The sequence below is a fragment of the Delftia acidovorans SPH-1 genome, from assembly GCF_000018665.1.
GTDB lineage: Bacteria > Pseudomonadota > Gammaproteobacteria > Burkholderiales > Burkholderiaceae_C > Comamonas > Comamonas acidovorans.
In genome coordinates, this window is the sequence record NC_010002.1 from 1,827,009 (window position 1) to 1,843,711 (window position 16,703).

At 61.6% G+C, this 16,703-nt stretch carries 19 protein-coding genes; all 19 read left to right on the plus strand.

The genetic code is table 11. From position 1 onward, the window contains the following. Positions 1–67 precede the first annotated feature (67 nt). A complete protein-coding gene (locus tag DACI_RS08210) occupies positions 68–1,264 on the plus strand; it encodes a phage portal protein (RefSeq protein ID WP_225971057.1) in 1,197 nt (398 codons plus the stop codon). Positions 1,265–1,267: 3 nt separating this feature from the next. After that, a complete protein-coding gene (locus DACI_RS08215; RefSeq protein ID WP_012203562.1) occupies positions 1,268–2,131 on the plus strand; it encodes a head maturation protease, ClpP-related in 864 nt (287 codons plus the stop codon). Between the two features lie 9 nt (positions 2,132–2,140). After that, positions 2,141–3,358 (plus strand): phage major capsid protein, encoded by a 1,218-nt coding sequence (locus DACI_RS08220; RefSeq protein WP_012203563.1) that lies wholly within the window; start codon positions 2,141–2,143, stop codon positions 3,356–3,358. 64 nt (positions 3,359–3,422) lie between these two features. Then, complete coding sequence (locus DACI_RS31885) at positions 3,423–3,689, plus strand: hypothetical protein (RefSeq protein ID WP_157059635.1); 267 nt, start codon at positions 3,423–3,425, stop codon at positions 3,687–3,689. Further along, positions 3,686–4,132 (plus strand): hypothetical protein, encoded by a 447-nt coding sequence (locus tag DACI_RS32345; RefSeq protein ID WP_192812312.1) that lies wholly within the window; start codon positions 3,686–3,688, stop codon positions 4,130–4,132. The genes DACI_RS31885 and DACI_RS32345 overlap by 4 nt, the downstream gene beginning before the upstream one ends. Further along, positions 4,129–4,608, plus strand: coding sequence for a head-tail connector protein (locus DACI_RS08230; protein ID WP_012203564.1), 480 nt, complete (start codon positions 4,129–4,131; stop codon positions 4,606–4,608). Before DACI_RS32345 ends, DACI_RS08230 begins: the two co-directional genes overlap by 4 nt. A 1-nt stretch (position 4,609) precedes the next feature. Next, positions 4,610–4,948, plus strand: coding sequence for a phage head closure protein (locus DACI_RS30680; RefSeq protein WP_080518175.1), 339 nt, complete (start codon positions 4,610–4,612; stop codon positions 4,946–4,948). Next, a complete protein-coding gene (locus tag DACI_RS08240) occupies positions 4,941–5,399 on the plus strand; it encodes an HK97-gp10 family putative phage morphogenesis protein (RefSeq protein ID WP_012203566.1) in 459 nt (152 codons plus the stop codon). The genes DACI_RS30680 and DACI_RS08240 overlap by 8 nt, the downstream gene beginning before the upstream one ends. Continuing rightward, positions 5,396–5,779, plus strand: coding sequence for a DUF3168 domain-containing protein (locus DACI_RS08245; protein ID WP_012203567.1), 384 nt, complete (start codon positions 5,396–5,398; stop codon positions 5,777–5,779). The genes DACI_RS08240 and DACI_RS08245 overlap by 4 nt, the downstream gene beginning before the upstream one ends. Before the next feature lie 66 nt (positions 5,780–5,845). Next, positions 5,846–6,499: a phage tail tube protein gene (locus DACI_RS08250; RefSeq protein ID WP_012203568.1), complete on the plus strand. Its 654-nt coding sequence runs from the start codon at positions 5,846–5,848 to the stop codon at positions 6,497–6,499. After that, positions 6,496–6,858 (plus strand): hypothetical protein, encoded by a 363-nt coding sequence (locus DACI_RS08255; RefSeq protein WP_012203569.1) that lies wholly within the window; start codon positions 6,496–6,498, stop codon positions 6,856–6,858. Before DACI_RS08250 ends, DACI_RS08255 begins: the two co-directional genes overlap by 4 nt. Before the next feature lie 56 nt (positions 6,859–6,914). Beyond that, positions 6,915–7,166, plus strand: a complete 252-nt coding sequence (locus DACI_RS08260; RefSeq protein WP_012203570.1) for a phage tail assembly protein T — start codon at positions 6,915–6,917, stop codon at positions 7,164–7,166. Position 7,167: 1 nt separating this feature from the next. Then, a complete protein-coding gene (locus DACI_RS08265) occupies positions 7,168–9,642 on the plus strand; it encodes a hypothetical protein (protein WP_012203571.1) in 2,475 nt (824 codons plus the stop codon). Positions 9,643–9,645: 3 nt separating this feature from the next. Beyond that, positions 9,646–10,260, plus strand: a complete 615-nt coding sequence (locus DACI_RS30685; RefSeq protein ID WP_012203572.1) for a DUF2460 domain-containing protein — start codon at positions 9,646–9,648, stop codon at positions 10,258–10,260. 1 nt (position 10,261) lies between these two features. Continuing rightward, a complete protein-coding gene (locus DACI_RS08275) occupies positions 10,262–11,194 on the plus strand; it encodes a DUF2163 domain-containing protein (RefSeq protein WP_012203573.1) in 933 nt (310 codons plus the stop codon). Continuing rightward, complete coding sequence (locus DACI_RS30690; RefSeq protein WP_012203574.1) at positions 11,191–11,601, plus strand: C40 family peptidase; 411 nt, start codon at positions 11,191–11,193, stop codon at positions 11,599–11,601. Before DACI_RS08275 ends, DACI_RS30690 begins: the two co-directional genes overlap by 4 nt. Next, on the plus strand, positions 11,601–15,323 hold the full coding sequence (locus DACI_RS08290; protein ID WP_225971058.1) for a phage tail protein: 3,723 nt from the start codon (positions 11,601–11,603) through the stop codon (positions 15,321–15,323). The genes DACI_RS30690 and DACI_RS08290 overlap by 1 nt, the downstream gene beginning before the upstream one ends. Beyond that, on the plus strand, positions 15,320–15,991 hold the full coding sequence (locus tag DACI_RS08295) for a DUF2793 domain-containing protein (RefSeq protein ID WP_012203576.1): 672 nt from the start codon (positions 15,320–15,322) through the stop codon (positions 15,989–15,991). Before DACI_RS08290 ends, DACI_RS08295 begins: the two co-directional genes overlap by 4 nt. Further along, positions 15,988–16,695 (plus strand): hypothetical protein, encoded by a 708-nt coding sequence (locus tag DACI_RS30990; protein ID WP_012203577.1) that lies wholly within the window; start codon positions 15,988–15,990, stop codon positions 16,693–16,695. The genes DACI_RS08295 and DACI_RS30990 overlap by 4 nt, the downstream gene beginning before the upstream one ends. The last annotated feature ends 8 nt before the right edge of the window (positions 16,696–16,703 follow it).

Genomic DNA, 16,703 nt, shown 5'->3' on the forward strand with positions numbered 1-16,703 from the left:
CGGGCCAATCCGGTCGGCAATACGCGATTGGCTCGGGGTTCCCGTGTCGATTGGAGATGCAGAAGGGATGGCCGCGATCTTCGCGTCAAGCACAGGGAGTGGCGTCAGCGTCACCTCTCAGAACGTCCTGAAGCTGTCGGCCGTCTGGGCTTGTGTCCGGTTGATCTCGGAAACCATCGCCACGCTGCCCTTATCGATGTACGAGCGCACGCCCACCGGCAAGCGCACGGCATCTGGCCACTGGCTTCACGCGATCATTCACGACCAACCGAATGCGGACAGCACGGCATCTGTGTTCTGGGAAGCCGTGGTCGCTGCAATGCTGCTGCGTGATGGTGCGCGGTGTGAAAAGCTCATGATCGGACCGCGAATTGTGGGTCTGCAGTTTCTCGCGCCCAGTCGGCTCACCTGGTCCCGCAACGCCAACGGCCTGAAGGAGTACAGATACACCGATGAAAACGGGCGGCAGCGGGTGATCCCGAGGGATCGCGTTTGGTACATCCCCGGCTTTTCCATCGATGGTGTGAACGGGGTTTCCGCCATTCGCTACGGCGCCGAGGTCTTTGGCCAAGCCTTGGCTGCTGACCAGACGGCTGCGAAAACATTCAAGGACGGGTTGCTGCAGACCTTGTATTACAAGCTGAAGGACTGGATGTCGCCAGCGCAGCGCAAGGAATTCAAGGAGAACATACAGGACTCCGTGGAGCGCGGTGAGCGGCCTGTGCTTGAGGGTGGAATCGACGTGGCGGCAGTCGGCCTCAACCCGAAGGATGCGCAGCTGCTGGAGTCGCGCTCTTTCAGCGTTGAAGAAATCTGCCGCTGGTTCCGGGTGCCGCCTTTCATGGTGGGCCACAGCGAGAAGTCCACCAGTTGGGGCACGGGCATTGAGCAGCAAATGATCGGCTTTCTGACCTTCACCTTGGGGCCGTGGCTGAAGCGGCTGGAGCAGTCCATCAGCAAGGACTTGCTGACGCCTGCAGAGCGTCTCAGGTTCTATCCGAAGTTCGCCGTTGAAGGGCTTCTGCGCGCAGACAGCGCGGCGCGCGCGGCCTTCTATGCAGCCATGGTGAACAACGGTGTCCTGACCCGTGATGAGGTGCGGCAGCTGGAGGATCGTGAGCCCATGGGGGGCAACGCGGCGGTTCTCACAGTGCAGTCCGCCATGACGACCCTGGACGCCATCGGGCAGTCCACGGATTCACAACAGGCCCGAGCGGCGCTGCGCGCTTTCCTTGGGTTCGACGAGCAGCCGCAGAAAGGCTAAATCATGAGTATCAAAGCCCTGCCGGGCGCCCCCATGGGCCGCCCGAGCGCTAGCGTGCGCAGTGAAATCCTGCCGCGTGCATTTGAGCGATGGAATCCAGGCCTGCGCGCAGCCCTGGAAGAGTCCGAAGAGGACCGCAGCATCAGCGTCTATGACGTGATCGGCTACGACTACTGGACCGGGGACGGGGTGACTGCCAGGCGCATTGCAGGCGCCCTGCGCAGCCTTGGCCCTGGTGACGTGACCGTCAACATCAACAGCCCCGGCGGCGACATGTTCGAGGGCCTGGCCATCTACAACCTGCTGCGCGAACACAAGGGCCAAGTGACCGTCAAGGTGCTCGGCCTGGCTGCCTCGGCGGCCAGCGTGATCGCGATGTCGGGCGACACGGTGCAGATCGCCCGTGCCGGCTTTCTGATGATCCACAACGCGTGGGTGATCGCAGCCGGCAATCGCAACGACTTCCGAGAAATCGCGGACTGGCTGGAGCCCTTTGATTCCGCGATGGCCGACATCTATGCGGCGCGAACTGGCGCGGAACAGAAAGCCATGGCCAAGCTGATGGATGCGGAGTCCTGGCTAGGCGGCAGCTCAGCTGTCGAGCAGGGCTTTGCAGATGAGCTTTTGCCTTCTGACCAGGTGGCCAAGGGCGATGCGAAAGCGCATGCCAGTGCCGCCAGACGCGTCGAGGCCGCTCTGCGGTCGAGCGGCTTGCCAAAGACCGAGGCCATGCGCCTCATCAGCGAACTCAAGTCCGGTGCGGGTGATCCGTCCGGCAGCGGTGAGGGCGATCCCACCGAGCGCGGCCCTGTGGCCGACCTCAGCCAAACCGCGGCACTCGCCGCATCCCTGAAAAATCTCTTCTAAGGAATCGCCATGCCGATCGAAAAAGACATTGAACAGATCAACACCAGCCTGCGCGAAGTGGGCGAACAGATCAAGGCCCAGGCCGAGAAGGCCGACAAGGAGATCAAGGCACACGCCCAGCTCAGCCGGGAGACCCGTGCCAAGGTCGATGAACTGCTCACCGAGCAGGGCACGCTGCGCGCGAATCTGGCCACGGCCGAGCAACTGCTGGCGAAGCTCGCAAACGGCGGCGGTGGTGGCCAGCAGCAACCCCAGACCATGGGCATGCAGGTCACCGACTCGGAGGACTTCAAGGCCTTCGCTGCCAACCCCCGTGGTAGCTTCCGCATGCCTGTGCAGGCGGCCATCACCAGTGGCAGCGGCTCGGCCGGCGATCTGATCGTCCCGGACCGCGTGCCCGGCATCGTGGCCCCGGGCCTGCGCCGACTGACCATCCGCGATCTTCTGAACTGGGGTCGCACCGGCTCGAATGCGGTGGACTTCGCACGCGAACTGGTGTTCACCAACAACGCCGGCCCGGTGGGCGAAAACCCGAGCGGCGGAAAGCCGGAGTCGAACATCACGTTCGAGGCGGCCCAGGTGCCCGTTGTCACCATCGCGCACTGGGTGCCGGCATCCAAGCAGGTGCTGAGCGATGTGCCCATGCTGCAGTCGTACATCGATGGCCGGCTGCGCTATGGCCTGAAGCTCAAGGAAGAGCTGCAGCTGCTCAAGGGCTCTGGCGTCGGCCTGAACATGGACGGCATCTACACACAGGCGACGCCCTACGTGAACCCTGGTGTCGTGGTGCAGGCGGAAACGCGCATTGACCGTCTGCGTCTCGCACTGCTGCAGGTCGAGCTGGCCGACTACTGGGCCGATGGCATCGTCATCAGCCCGCTGGACTGGGCGGCCATTGAGCTGACCAAGACCGCCGACAACGCCTATCTGTTCACCAACCCCCGCACCCAGGAGCTGCCGTCGCTGTGGGGTCGCAACGTGGTGCCGACGCAGGCCATGGACCCAGCCGAGTTCCTGGTGGGCGCATTCGGCGGCGGCTTGGCCGCCCAGGGCTGGGACCGCGAGGACGTGAGCGTGTCGATCTCGTTCGAGGACCGCGACAACTTCGTCAAGAACATGGCGACGGTGCTGTGCGAAGAGCGCATTGCGCTGACCGTGTTCCGTCCTGCCTCGTTCGTCAAGGGCGCATTCACCGGCGTGGCGCCCCAGCCGCCCGCATCGTCCTGATCACAGGGCGATAACTAGGCGGGGCTTTCATGGCCCCGCCTGTTTATTTGAACTGGAGGAACTCATGAAAGAAGTTGAAGCGTTGATGGGTTTCACCCATAACGGAAGCTACCGGCGGGGCGACCGCTTCCGTGTTCCCGAGCCTCAAGCCGAGGCATTGAAGAAGAAGGGCCTTGTCCTCGTACTTGCCGATGAGCCGAGCGAGGAAAACCCTACTGCGGCCGCTGGTCAGAAGTCATCTGCATCGCCAGCGGCCCCAGCCTCACCGAAGCCGACTGCAAGCAAGCGCGGCAGTGGCGGGGCCGGAAGCAAGGCCGCGCAGTCTTCGTGACCAACACGACATACCAGCGATGCCCGTGGGCAGATGTGCTCTATGCCCTGGACCTCGACTGGTGGCGTATGCACCTGGCGCGTGCACGGCAAATGTTCGGCGGACTTCTTGTGTCGCCACAGCAGGTGCCAGGTGTGCGCCAGGAGCTTGCGTGGCTGGACGGAGCAAAAACCAACAGTGGGGCAGCAGTGCTGGCGCAGGCGGCCTACTGGCGCGCGCGCCGTGTGGTGCTGCTGGGGTACGACTGCCAGCACACAGGCGGCGCGACGCATTGGCATGGCAGCCATCCCAAGGGATTGGGCGACGCGCACAGCGTGGCTGAATGGCCGGCACAGTTTCTCAGGATCCTGCCGCGTCTCTCGGGCGTTGAAGTGGTGAACGCCACGCGTGAAACGGCGCTGAGCCTATTCCCTCGCGCCACTTTGGAGGATGCGTTGGCATGACCATCATCAGCATTGAAGAGGCCCGCCATCACTTGCGCGTAGAGCCTGACTACCCTGCAGAGCAGGTGCTGCCCTATCTCGAAGGCGCCGAGTCCCTTGCGCAGCGATACCTGAACCGGCGAGTGTTCGCAACTCAGGCCGAGCTGGACGTTGCCAGGCAGAGCATGGTTGCCTCTCTGCAAACGGCTGCCGAAGCCCGGGACGACGCCCTTGAGGCCGCGCGCCAAGTCGCCGACTGCGTTGCGCGAGAGATGCTCACCAAGCAGGCTCACGCCATCTATGCCGATGCCGTGGCAGAGCAGAGGCGCGTTGCGCGCGGCATGGTGATCGAGCCCCATGTGCGCAACGGGATCTTGCTCATCCTGGGGCACTTGGACGAGAACCGAGAGACGGTAGCGCGGGGTATCAGCGTGGCAGACCTGCCCATGGGGGCCATCTACTTCCTGCGCCCGTCGCGGGTCGATTGGGGGATCTGAAATGGCCTCTGGACGATACCGAACGCGCGTGGTGGCCGAGCGCCCCACGCAAACCGCTGACGGTGCTGGCGGCGTTGTCGAGACCTGGGCTGTCGTGGCCGAGTTCTGGGCCGAGGTGACGCCGACCACGGGCCGCGAACAGATGCGTGCGGGCCAGCGCCTGGCTGACCTCGATAAGCGGGTTGTGACTCGCTGGGCGCCCGGCGCCGAAGGCCTGACCGCCCTGGACCGGCTGGTTATCGGCGGCGTGCCTCACCCGATCACCAGGCCGCCTGTGGACCTGAAGAGCAGGCACCGCGAGCTTGAGATCTACTGCAACGAGGGCCTGAGCGATGGCTGAGACCTGGAAGAAAGTTGAAGGCCTGAGTGCGTTGGCAAAGCGTATGGAGGCGTTGGGCGATGACATGACACGCAAGACCTCAGTCTCGGCAACCGGGGCTGGCGCTCGCGTCATCCGCAACCTGGCCAAGCAGAAGGCGCCGATTGCGCCGGCCGACTACGAGGTCGAGGGCCAGAAGGTGCCGCGCGGCAACTTGCCCAAGCAGATCGTTGTCAAGCAGGTGCCGAAGTCGAAGCGCCGGCTAACGTCGGAGCATGTTGTGGCTGTGCGTGGCAAGCGAAAAGATGGCTATGCCAACCGTGTCGGACAGCTGCAGGAGTTCGGCACGGTTAAGCAGGATCCCAATCCGTTCATGCGACCAGCGTTCGATGAGGGCAAGGGGCCGGCGCTGGACGTCATCGTTAAAACCTTGAAGCGTCGAGTAGCTAAGGCAGAAAAGGGCGGCAAATGACACAGCTATCTGTTTCCCAGCAGATCACAGCGGCTCTCGGCCCCATCGTTGCGGGCCGGTGTTACCAGCGGACTTTCCTGCAGTCTGGTGGCAAGCTGCCCGAGTGGCCCGCAGTGCGCTTCGTCTTTGTCTCCGCGAGCATGGCCGAAACGATATGCGGAGACGGCGGCGACGATGCAGCCGACTACCGGGTGCAGATTGACCTGGCCAATTCGCGCAAGGCCGGCGAGGTGAAATTCCAGGAGCTGCGAGCGCAGATCCTTGCGGCAATGAGCGCCCTCGGCCCGACGTTTTCCTGGGCCGGTCAGAGCGACACCTACGACGCTGAGACCGACACCAACCGGGCGCAGCTCGATTTCATGGTCTACCAATCCAACTAGGCCATTTCCCATCACCAACCAACCGCCGCCCTCTGAGGCGGCTTTTTTATTCCCAAGGAGGCGGCTATGTCTGCTGGAAAGCGTTTCAAGTTCCAGGGCACGACCCTGCAGGTTTCGACGGGCGTTGGCGCCGCGAAGACCATCACCGGCATCACGCAGGAAAACCCCGCAGTGATCGCCGCCGCTGCGCACGGCTTCGTGCTGGGCGATGTTGCCCGCATCGCTGCCGTGGTCGGCATGACCGAAATCAACGGGCAACTGGCCGTGGTGGACAACCCGGAGGCGGGAGACTTCGAGGCCGCGAACATCGATGCGTCCGGCTATTCCGCCTATGCCAACGGCGGCACAGCATCGCCGCTGACCTATACCAACTTCTGCGAGTTGACCGGAGCGAACCAGCAGGATGGCCAGGCCGACGAAATCGAGGCCACCAGCATCTGCTCGACCGCCAAGGAATTCGAGGTTGGCCTTGGCGACAGCGGCACGCTGACGCTGGACTACAACTTCGCGCCCAACACTGGCGTGCAAGCCAGCTTCCGCGCCGCAAAGAAATCGGGCGAAGAGGTGGCCATCCGCATCAAGCTGCCCAAGGATGGCGGCACCATCGTGATGATCGGCTATGTCCAGCAATCCAGCTTCCAGGGCAGCAATGGCGGCCTGTGGACTGGCTCCTCGACCATCCGCCTCACTGGCGAAATCTTCGTGCTGGAGGCTGCATGAGCGAGAAAAAGACCATGACCACGGCCGAGCAGATGCGCGCCCGCATCCTGGCCAGCGCGAACCCGAAGCCGGTCCCGGTGGACACCCCTGCCTGGGGGCGCCTCTGGCTGCGCGTTCTGACCTGCGCCGACGTGGATGGCGCGAAGCCTCCCGAGGGCGAAAAGATGCGCCTGGCCCATGGCGTGGCGCAGGTGCTGTGCGACGAAGACGGCGTGCTGCTGTTTGACCCGGCGAGCGAGGAGGACGTGAAGTCCATCGCAACGCTGCCCTGGGCCGACCTCAGTGGGATCCTGGCGAAGGCCCAGGGCACCGCCGTGCCCGAGGGCGGTGAACCGGGAAACGGCTCCCCCGGCGCGTAGAGGCGCAGCTCGACCTGGCCGAAGCGCTCGGCGTACCGCTCGCTGTTGTCGGGCAGATGAGCGAGTACGAATTCAACCTGTGGCGGTCCAGGGGAAAGCCGCTGTGGCCGCGCAGGTTGGAGCTGATGCTGGCGCAGCTGACATCGATGCTGGCGCAGGTCAACGGCAACAGGCACACGCTGCAGGACGTGGATCTATTCGACCCGCGTGCCGAGCAGCGCACCCAGTTGGGCGAGGCGGCTGAGTCCATGGCGGATCTGGCTGGCGCGGGCGTGCGAAAGCTCGGGCAAGGACGAAAGAGAGGGTGATATGTCTGGAGGTGGACTTGGCAATCTGACGGTGTTTCTGGGCCTGGATGCGGTCCAGTTCACGACCGGCATGGATAAGGCGAAAAAGCAGGCATACGACTTCGGCTACGCCATCGGCACCGGCATTCGCAAGTCGGCCGAGGTGGCAGCCGCCGCATTGACCGCCCTTGGCGCCGCAGGCGCCGGGGCGTTGGTGGTGCTGAACCGGCAGGCCAACAACATTGCGGCGTACCAAGACCTAGCCGACAAGATCGGCGACACAGCTTCCCGCGTCACGTCGCTGCAGCTGGCTGCAGATCTGAGCGGGGTGGCCCTTGACACGGTAGCGGCCTCGTCGGTCAAGTTGACCGCAGGCCTTGCCAAGGGTGGCGACGAGGCGAAGAAGATTGAATCGGGCCTGAAAGCCATCGGCATCCAGGTGAAAGAGTTCAAGCAGCTGTCTCCCGTCGAGCAAATCGACAAGGTGGCCAAGTCGCTGGCCGAGTACGAGAACGGCGCGCAAAAGACCGCTGTGGCCGTCGCGCTGTTTGGCGAGTCTGGCGCCAACCTGATCCCGTTCCTGAATGACCAGGCCGAGGCTCAGAGCAATGCGATCCGCCTGACCGATGAGCAGATCTCGCGTGCAGACGAGTTCACGAAGGAGATTGCGCGCCAGAAGAGCGAGCTGTCGGCCATGGTGCAGGTTGTCGTGGCTGAAAGCCTGCCCGCCGTGTCGGCGCTGATCGGTGCATTCAAGGATGCCGCTCGGGAAACTTTGGGCCTGAGCAATGGTGCGACAGACCTGAAGAACAACACCAGCATTCGCGAGTTTGCGAACGACGCTGCGGTGTTCCTGGCGCAGATTGTGGACATGACAAAGGCCGTTGGATTCGGCTTTGAGTACGTCGGCAAGACCATCGGCGCCACTGCCGCAATTGCTGCAGCGGCTAAGCGCGGTGAGTTCGGCGCCATCGGCGACATCATCGACGCGGCCCGCCAGTCTGGCCAGGACATGCTCAAGTCCTGGAACGCTCCGTCTCTCGCCGACCGCGTCCGGGAGCGCATCGCAGCCCAGGCTGCCGCTGGCGCGTCTGGTGGCGCATCTGCGCCCAAGAAGACGCTCACCTACACGCCGCCCATGAAGGGGAGCGGCGCCGCCGAGTTGCTCAAGAAGCAACTGGACAACGAGTTGAAGATCCTGGAAAACGCCTACAAGCGCGAGGACGAGCTGCTGCGTGATCGCAACAAGATGCTCGACCTGGTGAACGGCGAAAACATGATCGCGTTCCGTGATTACTACGCCGGCCGTCGCGCAGCTGCTGAAGAGGCGTTGCGCAACCAGACGGCGTTGCTTGACCAGGAAATTGCCAAGCTGCAGGCGTACAAAGCTGCGGCGGCCAAGGCTACGGAGCGTGAGGCAGCCCAGGGCAAGATCAACGATCTGATCGAGCGTAAAGGGCGGCTGCAGCGCGATGCAGCGACCGAGGCTGTTGTGCTGGCTTCTCAGGAGGCGAAGGCGTATGACGGCCTCCAGCGCTCGCTGAATGGCGTGAACGCATCGATCTTGGAGATGCTTGGCCTGAGCGGCCAGGCGGCGCGCATCCGCTTCGATGACTCGAACAAGGACCTTCGGGAGCGGTTGCAGGCCGAGGGTGACACAACTGGCCTGCAACAGCTTTCCCGCCTGCGAGACCTGACAACTGCACAGGCAGATTTCAATCAGAAGCAGACGGAGAACTCAGACATCCTTACGCGCCTGCAGATGCAGGAGGATCGCATCAACCTGGCCCGCAACCTGGGCGCCATTGGCGAGCTTGCCGGCTTGCAGCAGGCGACTGAGGCGCGCCGCGCTGCGGTGAAGCAGATGGAGGCCCAGGTACTGGCGCTGGAAGCCATTGCGCGGGCGAGCGACAACCCGAAGCTCGTCCTGCAAGCCGAGCAAGCCCGCGCAGCACTGGAGCGGCTGAATGCCGAATCCAACCTCGTGGCGCAGCGGTTCGACACGATGTTTTCGGATGCTGGCAGCAACGCATTCGCGGATTGGATCACTGGCGCCAAGTCGGCAAAGGATGCGGCCACGGATCTGCTCAACAGCGTCAGTTCGCAGATCACACGCCTGGTTGCGCAGTCGGCCTGGACCTCTCTATTTGGAGGCAAAGGGCTGCTTGGTTCGGGCGGCAGCACTGGCTTTTTCGGCGATCTCTTCGGCAGCCTTTTCGGCGGCGGCCGCGCAGTGGGCGGGCGCGTCTCCCCCGGGAAGATGTACGAGGTCAACGAGAACGGCAGCGAGTTGCTGGAACAGGGCGGACGCACGTACCTGATGACGGGCGGCCGTGGTGGTCGCATCGTGCCCAACAGCCAAGCCTTCGGCGGTAGTGGCGGCTTCAACCAGGTCAACAACTTCACGGTGCCCGGTGGTATTGACCGCAGGACGCAAAGCCAGATTGCGGACCAGACCCGCCGAAGCACCAATACTGCCGTTGCACGGCTGGGCTGACACATGGCACATCTCGACGCATACCTGGGGCCTTGTCCCGGCTTCGGCTGGCAGGGCGGCCCAGAGTTCTCCACACAGATCGTGGACCTGGCCAGCGGCCGAGAAAGGCGCAACGCGCTTTGGGCACAGGCCCGGCATAGGTTCGAGGCGCCATTCCTCAACATCAAGAGGGATGCATACCGGCGCATCAAACAGATGCACCTCACCTGCCAGGGGAGGTTGCACGCATTCCGATTCCGAGACGAGCTGGACCATGCGGCACATGACGATGTTTTTGCCGTGGGGGATGGTGTCGCAACCGTTTTCCAACTGGCCAAGGTATCGACCATCGATGGCGTCAGCTACACGCGGAACTGCTTCGCGATCAAGAGTGCCTCTGTGCTTGCTGGTGACGATCCAGCAGATCCGGTGATCGACATGCTGCGCGGCACCGTGACGTTCGCGGCGCCTCCAGCCGTCGGCGTTGCGCTGGCCTGGTCCGGGGAGTTTGACGTGTGGGTGAGGTTCGACCAGGACTATCTACCCTTTTCCTTGGACAACGCGAACGGTCGCGGGGACAAGTTCATCAATGGATCGGTGACGCTCATCGAAGTGCCGCCGCCACCTCCGGAGCCATGACATGCCCCGTGTGATTCCAATTGCCTTGCAGCAGCACCTGGACGGCGACGCCACCACTGTCTGCCTGCTGGTGCGTATCGACCCTGTGGCGCCTGGGTTTGACCCGGTGGGCGTGACCACGCTGGACCGTGACGTGTTGTTTGACGCCGGCACGGGTGCGCTGCTGTACCGCGCGGCCGTGGGTGTTGACTCCAGCGCGCGCGTGAGCAGCTCGGACATGGCAGTGGACAACGCAGAGGGCACAAGCCTTGTGCCGGAGTTCGACGTGCCAGTATCGGAGCGCGACCTGGTGGCAGGCGCCTACGACTACGCCCGCTGGACCAGCTACCTTGTGAACTTCGAGGACACGACGCAGTTTGTCGAGCTGGCGCGCGGCGAGCTGGGCCAAGTGCGCGTGTCGCAAGGCATGTCGTTCACCTTCGAGATGCTGGGGCTGACAAAGCGTCTCAAGCAGACCGTGGTTGAGAAAGACTCGCTGCGCTGCCGTGCGATCTTCGGCAGCCAGCCGCTAGGCACCCCTGGCGCCACAGTGACTCAGCTCTTCTACTGCGGGCGTGAGGTTGATGGTCTCTTTGTGGGATCACACGTCGTTGCACCAGGGGAGGAAAACACAGTCAGCTTCAGCACTGCGCTGTCTGAGCCGGATGGCTATTTCAAGCCCGGCATGTTGCGATGGGTCACGGGGGCAAACGCGGGCCGCGTCTACGAGGTCGAGGAGCACAAGGCCGGGGTGCTGTCGCTCACCTTCGGGGCCATGTTCCCTGTCCAAGCGGGCGATGAATTTCGTGTCCGCCCCGACTGCACGAAGTGGAAGGATGGCCCGAACGGCTGCAAGCACTGGTTCGGCGCCAACTGGGTGCTGCACTACCGTGGAGAGCCGTACATCCCCGTCGGCGACACGGGCCAGATCAACGCCCCAGGGGCCAGCGTATGAGCGATCTGATCGACGCAGCGCGCAAGTACCTGGGCGTGCCATTCCGACATCGCGGCCGCACGGCAGCAGGCCTGGATTGCGCCGGCCTGGGCGTGCTCGCATACCGCGACTGCGGCATCGATGTGCCCGACGTGCGTGCATATGGCCGTGAGCCTTTCAAGAACGGTCTCATGGAAGGGCTGCGCGCGGCCCTGGGAGACCCCGTTGATGACGGACCACTGCCTGGCGATGTCGTCGTCATGCGCTTTGACAAAGACCCGCACCACGTCGCCTTGATCGCCAAGGCTCCGTATGCGGACGAATTGACCATGATCCACGCCGACTCCATGCATGGCCGTGTCGTAGAGCACCGGCTGAGCGAGGACTGGCGCGCGAGGATCGTTGCTGTGTACCGGAGACCTCTGTAATGGCTCGACTCGCTCTTTCTGTTGGCGGCGCCGCCCTGGGCTTTGCCATCGGCGGCCCAGCTGGCGCCCAGTGGGGCTGGCTCGGTGGATCACTGTTGGGCTCGTTGGTGCCGCAAACAATACGTGGTCCAAGCATCGAGGAAACGGGGGCGCAAACAACCCAAGAGGGCGCTCCTCGTGCCGTTGTCTTCGGCACCGCGCTGGTAACTGGCAACGTCATCGACGCTGGCCGCACGCGCAAGATCACGCGCAAAGAGCGACAAGGCAAGGGCGGCCCATCTGTTGAGACCGAGGCCCTGCTGCGCACATATGCGATCCGCATTGCCGAGCCCATCGCTGGGATCATCATGGCCAAGAAAGACGGCAAGATCGTCTATGACGCCCGTGACCCCGAGTTCCAGGACGACAACGATAAATTCCTGGCCGGCTGCCGAATTTACAAGGGTGATGAGCAGCAACTGCCCGACCCAGACCTCGAAGCTATTCACGGCGCAGGCGAAGTGCCCGCGTATCGCGGAAGCTCATACATTGTTTTCATTGACGACGATGTGACAGACCGTCGCGGGTCTATTCCTCAATACGAGTTCGTTGTTGGTCGTGCTGAGGCAAACCGATTGGGAAATCCCGGGGACCCGATCCCATCCGAAGGCAGATATGTTGTTCAGGGCACTACTGGGGGAGGCGATCTTGCTTCGGCAAGACTACCCGGTAGTTCTATGGATACCTCTGTAAATAACACGTACTTTATCGGGTGGTATGTTGAGCCAACATTTGGGCAGCCGGCTGTTAATGCGACTTTCTATATAGAGATAAACGGCCTAGAGGTCTACAATTTTTCAGGAGATGCTTCTGCAGATAATAGGCTGTACCATTGCATTCAATTTCGACATCAAAACAGATCCGATATTTGCGTTGTTGGAATGAGGTGTACTCCTCCTTCTGGAGGGCAATTCCATTTAACATGGCAGGCAATTGATTCAACAAAGATATATACACCTGCAAATTCTGCTGATGTAGTTCTGTCAGGCGACCCGCTTTATGGGTTATTTCTTGATGAAGACGAGAAATTATTCACGATGCACATGGATATCCCTCAGTACCCGCCGGAATGGTCATGGGGCGCAAATGTGCTGACTGAAGAGGCTGTCGAGGCTGGCGGGACAACGGTGAAAATTTCTCCAGTGCCATTGCATGAGATAGTGACTTCCATCAGTGAGCGCTGCAACGTTGGGCCGGAGAATTACGACACGTCCGAGCTTGTTGATATGGTGGACGGATTTGTTATGGCCAGTGCTGGCTATAGTGGAGCAGACGCTATCAATAGCCTGCGGGCGCCGTATTTCTTCGACTGCCCAGAATATGGCGGAAAGATCTGGTATCACAAGCGAGGTAAAGCATCTGTCGCTGAAATAACCATGGCTGACATGGTTGAAGAGCCTGACGATAGTGAGCGGCAAGCGCAAATTGAGTATCCGAGGAAGCTGCACCTGACGTTTCAAAGTGCTGCCGTCAATTACCAGACAGCGCAAGCAACGAGTGAGCGGGTCTCTCCTGATGTGCGCGTCACTGGAGAATCGGCGATGCAGGTTGCTGTGGTGATGACCTCGGAGCTTGCCGCACAGAAAGCGGCCATGCTGCACAAAGTGTCCTGGTCCGAGGCAGAGGGCGAGGTCAAATTCTCGCTGCCGGATTCTTGGCTGCGCCTTGTGCCAGGCGATTGCGTTGTGCTCAAGCCGCGCGACACGGCGCGGCGCGTGCGCATCGACGGGATCGAAATGTCGGCTGGGGTGATGCAGATTACTGGGCATGTGGACCGCCGCAGCGCTTATGCATCAACTGTTGGATACGTGCCGCTGCCGGAGCCCACAAAGCCCCCTTCAAGCGTTGTAGGCGACACCGTGCTGGCCGTGCTGGACGTGCCACTGCTGCGAGATGACGATGACGCCCTCTACTACTACGCCGCAGTCACTGGCGACCGCTCTGCATGGCGCGGCGCCCAGGTGCAACGCAGCCTGGATGGCGGAGCATCCTATGTCGATGCTCTGGGCATCAGCTTCCCTGCAACGATGGGCCGGCTGCGCGCCGAACTGCCCAGTGCGTCCCCCTGGTACACAGACAGCACAAACGTGATCGACGTGGACCTGATCCGCGACGGCGACAGCCTGGACAGCGTGACTGCGGCCCAGTTCCTGCAGCGTGCAGGCGCCGTGGCGCTGCAACTGGCAGACGGGTCTTGGGAGGTCGCACAGTACCGCGATGCAGAGCATGTCAGTGGCTTGCGCTACCGACTGAGCACATTGCATCGGGGGCAGCTCAATACCGTGCCAGGGGCGCACGCGGCTGGCGCGATGCTGGTGCTGCTTGATGACGTGAGCCGCATATCTGCGCAATCGGCATGGCTGAGCCGCGTCTTGACGCATAGAGCTCCAAGTTTTGGCGGAGCCGTGGAGACAGCTACACCTCAATCCATGACGTATGCAGGCCGTGCGCAACGTGAGTGGCCTGTTGCATCGCTGCGCATCGCCGCGACTGGTGGCCCGGTGGGCGGCAGCATCGTTGCCAGTTGGGCGCCGCGTCATCGACTCGGGACAGACATACTGCCTGTGGCGAGCCAGTATTTCAGGGGATTTAGGGTGTACGCGACCGATGCTGGTGGGCTGTCAATGACAGCCGATGTGACGGCTCAGACGCATACCCTACAACTCGGCGGAATGACATGGCCAATCCGGGTGCATGTGGCTGCCCTTAATGCGATCACAGGCGCAGGCCCGTGGCGCTGGGTCAGCACAGATGGTACGAGCGGTGAGGGCGATGGACCGCCTGAGGAGGATCCTGGTGGTGAGACGCCCGTGGGCGATGGAACGTTCCAGCGCGGCATTGCGATGTACGGATCTGCGCGTGCAGGAGCCTATGGGCAGCTCATGGGCGGAGATCTGTTCGCCGCCCAAAACTCTGGCGCATCCTGGCAGTTGTTCAAGCTGCGTGCAGACACTCTGGAAGTGATCAGGGCAGCGTATGCGGGCCCGTTCCTGTTCACGGTTATCAATGACGGCGCGAGCCTATACGGCGGAAGCGATGGCCTTGTGCGCAAATGGGATGCTGATCTCAACGAGACAGCCCAGGCTCAAGTCGGGTTCACTGGAGATGCCCAGGGCCTGGCTCTCTGCGGCGGTAGCCTGTGGGTGTCGGTGCCTTATGAGCCGGCTGTCAAAAAGCTCAATCCCTCTACGCTTGCGGTGCAGGCCACTGTGTCCGGGATACGCATCAACAGCCTGGTCACTGATGGGTCATATCTGTACGGCGCGAGCCGTGCAGACAACTGCATATACAAGCTCGACGGGTCCACTGGAGCGCTTGTGGCCACGTTCCCCACTGCCGGCTACCCGGCTGATCTTGTGGTCCACGGCGGAAAACTCTGGGTGATCTGCCTTCACGACCTGCCGGTGCGTCTCTACAAGCACGACGCTGGCACTGGTGCGAAAGAGGCATTTGAGCTGGAAGTGACATCGACGCCTGGACGGCTGGCAATTACGGGCGATGTGCTGGGTGTTGGCGGCCGCGTGAGCTTCGCCGTCAACACGCTCACGGATTCCGTGATCGGCAGTTTCTCGATACCGCTGGACAACCCAAATCAGGTGCAGCCGCCCACTGCATCGCTCATCACGCCCACGCGCTTTGTCGCGGGGGGATTTGACTGGACTGCTTACTACGACTTGATATGAGCACACCAATACTTCCATTCGCGGTCTGGGAGCCCGGGACAAACCAGGCCTCGCTGCCGGCAAACGACAACGCGCTACGCTCCGAGATCCTCGCGGGCCGTGTCATCAGCAAGACCACAGCCGCGCAGCCCGTTGGCGTCGATGGCGCGATCTACATCATCCCGGCCGGCGCCACGGGGGCGATGTGGTCAACCTTCGGCGCGGGCGATCTCGCGATCTTCCGGGGTGGCACTTGGTACGCATATGCGCCAGTCGCGGGCGTGGTGGTCCACATGTCGGGGAGCCTCCAGCAATGGGACGGAGCTGCGTGGGAAGAGATCTCGGGCGGCGGTGGAGGCTCGGATCGAAGCACAGTCACGGCACTGTCGATTTCTTCCGGGACCGTCGTCGTTGACTGCTCGCTTGGGGACTATTTCACACTCGCGCTAAACGCAAACGTGACCAGCTTGTCGTTCAGCGGGCTGCCCGGCAGCGGCCACGGCGCAAGCCTGATGCTGCGCTTCACACAGGACTCAACGGCCCGCACACTCGCTTGGCCATCATCGTTCCGATGGGAGGGTGCCGCCCCCGCAATATCCACGGCAAGCGGCGCTGTAGATTTGCTAGCGATCACCACATTCGACAACGGAGTGACATGGCAGGCGACTCTGAGCAAGGGGCGGTCATGAGCGGGATCATCGGTCATCAAGGTATTTTGCTCAAACAGCAAATGGCTGGCACTGAGGTGCTAAGAATGCATCTTGATACCAGCACCGGCTTCTCTGATTCCACAGGGATAAACGTTCCTGTAGCTGTTGGTGATGTTGCTATTTCTACAGATGAGAAGACCACAGGAGATGCGAGTGCTTTCTTCTCCGGAGGATCTGGAGCTATAAGAGTTCCTTGCACTGATCCTAATGCACTTATAAATCCTTATGACAAGGATTTCTCAATATCCTGCGATGTTTTTGTACAGGGTTTCCAAGATGGCGGCTCCACTGGGTACATCATATCCCATGGAGGAGGTTTGAATTATTCTTGGCCAAACATATCATTGTCTTATTTATCCACTGGACAACTGTTATTCGCATTGAGGAGCTCTCAAACTTCTGGTGCGCCAGATATATCATATTTTGTACCTATAGGTAGTATGAATATGAATGAATGGGTTGAGGTTTTAATATCAAGAAGAAGCGATAAATTCCGAGTGAGAACTAATGGAGTATTGCTTTATGAAGTAACCAGCAATCTCCCCGTCCAAAGAACTGCAAATAATGCGGGACTAGGATTTGGAGCAGGAACCTACTCTAATGAGGGGAACGTGCCAAAAGAGGGAATAAAGGGATATATAGATAATATAAGAATGGTTGTTGGTGGATCTCCTGGATTCTGAAAATTCAA

Excerpts from the sequence above, each read along its gene's own strand:
- DACI_RS08245 (WP_012203567.1), top strand. The coding sequence starts at position 5,396 with ATGACACAGCTATCTGTTTCCCAGCAGATCACAGCGGCTCTCGGCCCC.
- DACI_RS30990 (WP_012203577.1), top strand. The coding sequence starts at position 15,988 with ATGAGCGGGATCATCGGTCATCAAGGTATTTTGCTCAAACAGCAAATG.
- DACI_RS08295 (WP_012203576.1), top strand. The coding sequence starts at position 15,320 with ATGAGCACACCAATACTTCCATTCGCGGTCTGGGAGCCCGGGACAAAC.
- DACI_RS08220 (WP_012203563.1), top strand. The coding sequence starts at position 2,141 with ATGCCGATCGAAAAAGACATTGAACAGATCAACACCAGCCTGCGCGAA.
- DACI_RS08260 (WP_012203570.1), top strand. The coding sequence starts at position 6,915 with ATGAGCGAGTACGAATTCAACCTGTGGCGGTCCAGGGGAAAGCCGCTG.
- DACI_RS08275 (WP_012203573.1), top strand. The coding sequence starts at position 10,262 with ATGCCCCGTGTGATTCCAATTGCCTTGCAGCAGCACCTGGACGGCGAC.
- DACI_RS08210 (WP_225971057.1), top strand. The coding sequence starts at position 68 with ATGGCCGCGATCTTCGCGTCAAGCACAGGGAGTGGCGTCAGCGTCACC.
- DACI_RS08230 (WP_012203564.1), top strand. The coding sequence starts at position 4,129 with ATGACCATCATCAGCATTGAAGAGGCCCGCCATCACTTGCGCGTAGAG.
- DACI_RS08255 (WP_012203569.1), top strand. The coding sequence starts at position 6,496 with ATGAGCGAGAAAAAGACCATGACCACGGCCGAGCAGATGCGCGCCCGC.
- DACI_RS08240 (WP_012203566.1), top strand. The coding sequence starts at position 4,941 with ATGGCTGAGACCTGGAAGAAAGTTGAAGGCCTGAGTGCGTTGGCAAAG.
- DACI_RS08250 (WP_012203568.1), top strand. The coding sequence starts at position 5,846 with ATGTCTGCTGGAAAGCGTTTCAAGTTCCAGGGCACGACCCTGCAGGTT.
- DACI_RS30680 (WP_080518175.1), top strand. The coding sequence starts at position 4,610 with ATGGCCTCTGGACGATACCGAACGCGCGTGGTGGCCGAGCGCCCCACG.
- DACI_RS30690 (WP_012203574.1), top strand. The coding sequence starts at position 11,191 with ATGAGCGATCTGATCGACGCAGCGCGCAAGTACCTGGGCGTGCCATTC.
- DACI_RS31885 (WP_157059635.1), top strand. The coding sequence starts at position 3,423 with ATGAAAGAAGTTGAAGCGTTGATGGGTTTCACCCATAACGGAAGCTAC.
- DACI_RS08290 (WP_225971058.1), top strand. The coding sequence starts at position 11,601 with ATGGCTCGACTCGCTCTTTCTGTTGGCGGCGCCGCCCTGGGCTTTGCC.
- DACI_RS08265 (WP_012203571.1), top strand. The coding sequence starts at position 7,168 with ATGTCTGGAGGTGGACTTGGCAATCTGACGGTGTTTCTGGGCCTGGAT.
- DACI_RS08215 (WP_012203562.1), top strand. The coding sequence starts at position 1,268 with ATGAGTATCAAAGCCCTGCCGGGCGCCCCCATGGGCCGCCCGAGCGCT.
- DACI_RS30685 (WP_012203572.1), top strand. The coding sequence starts at position 9,646 with ATGGCACATCTCGACGCATACCTGGGGCCTTGTCCCGGCTTCGGCTGG.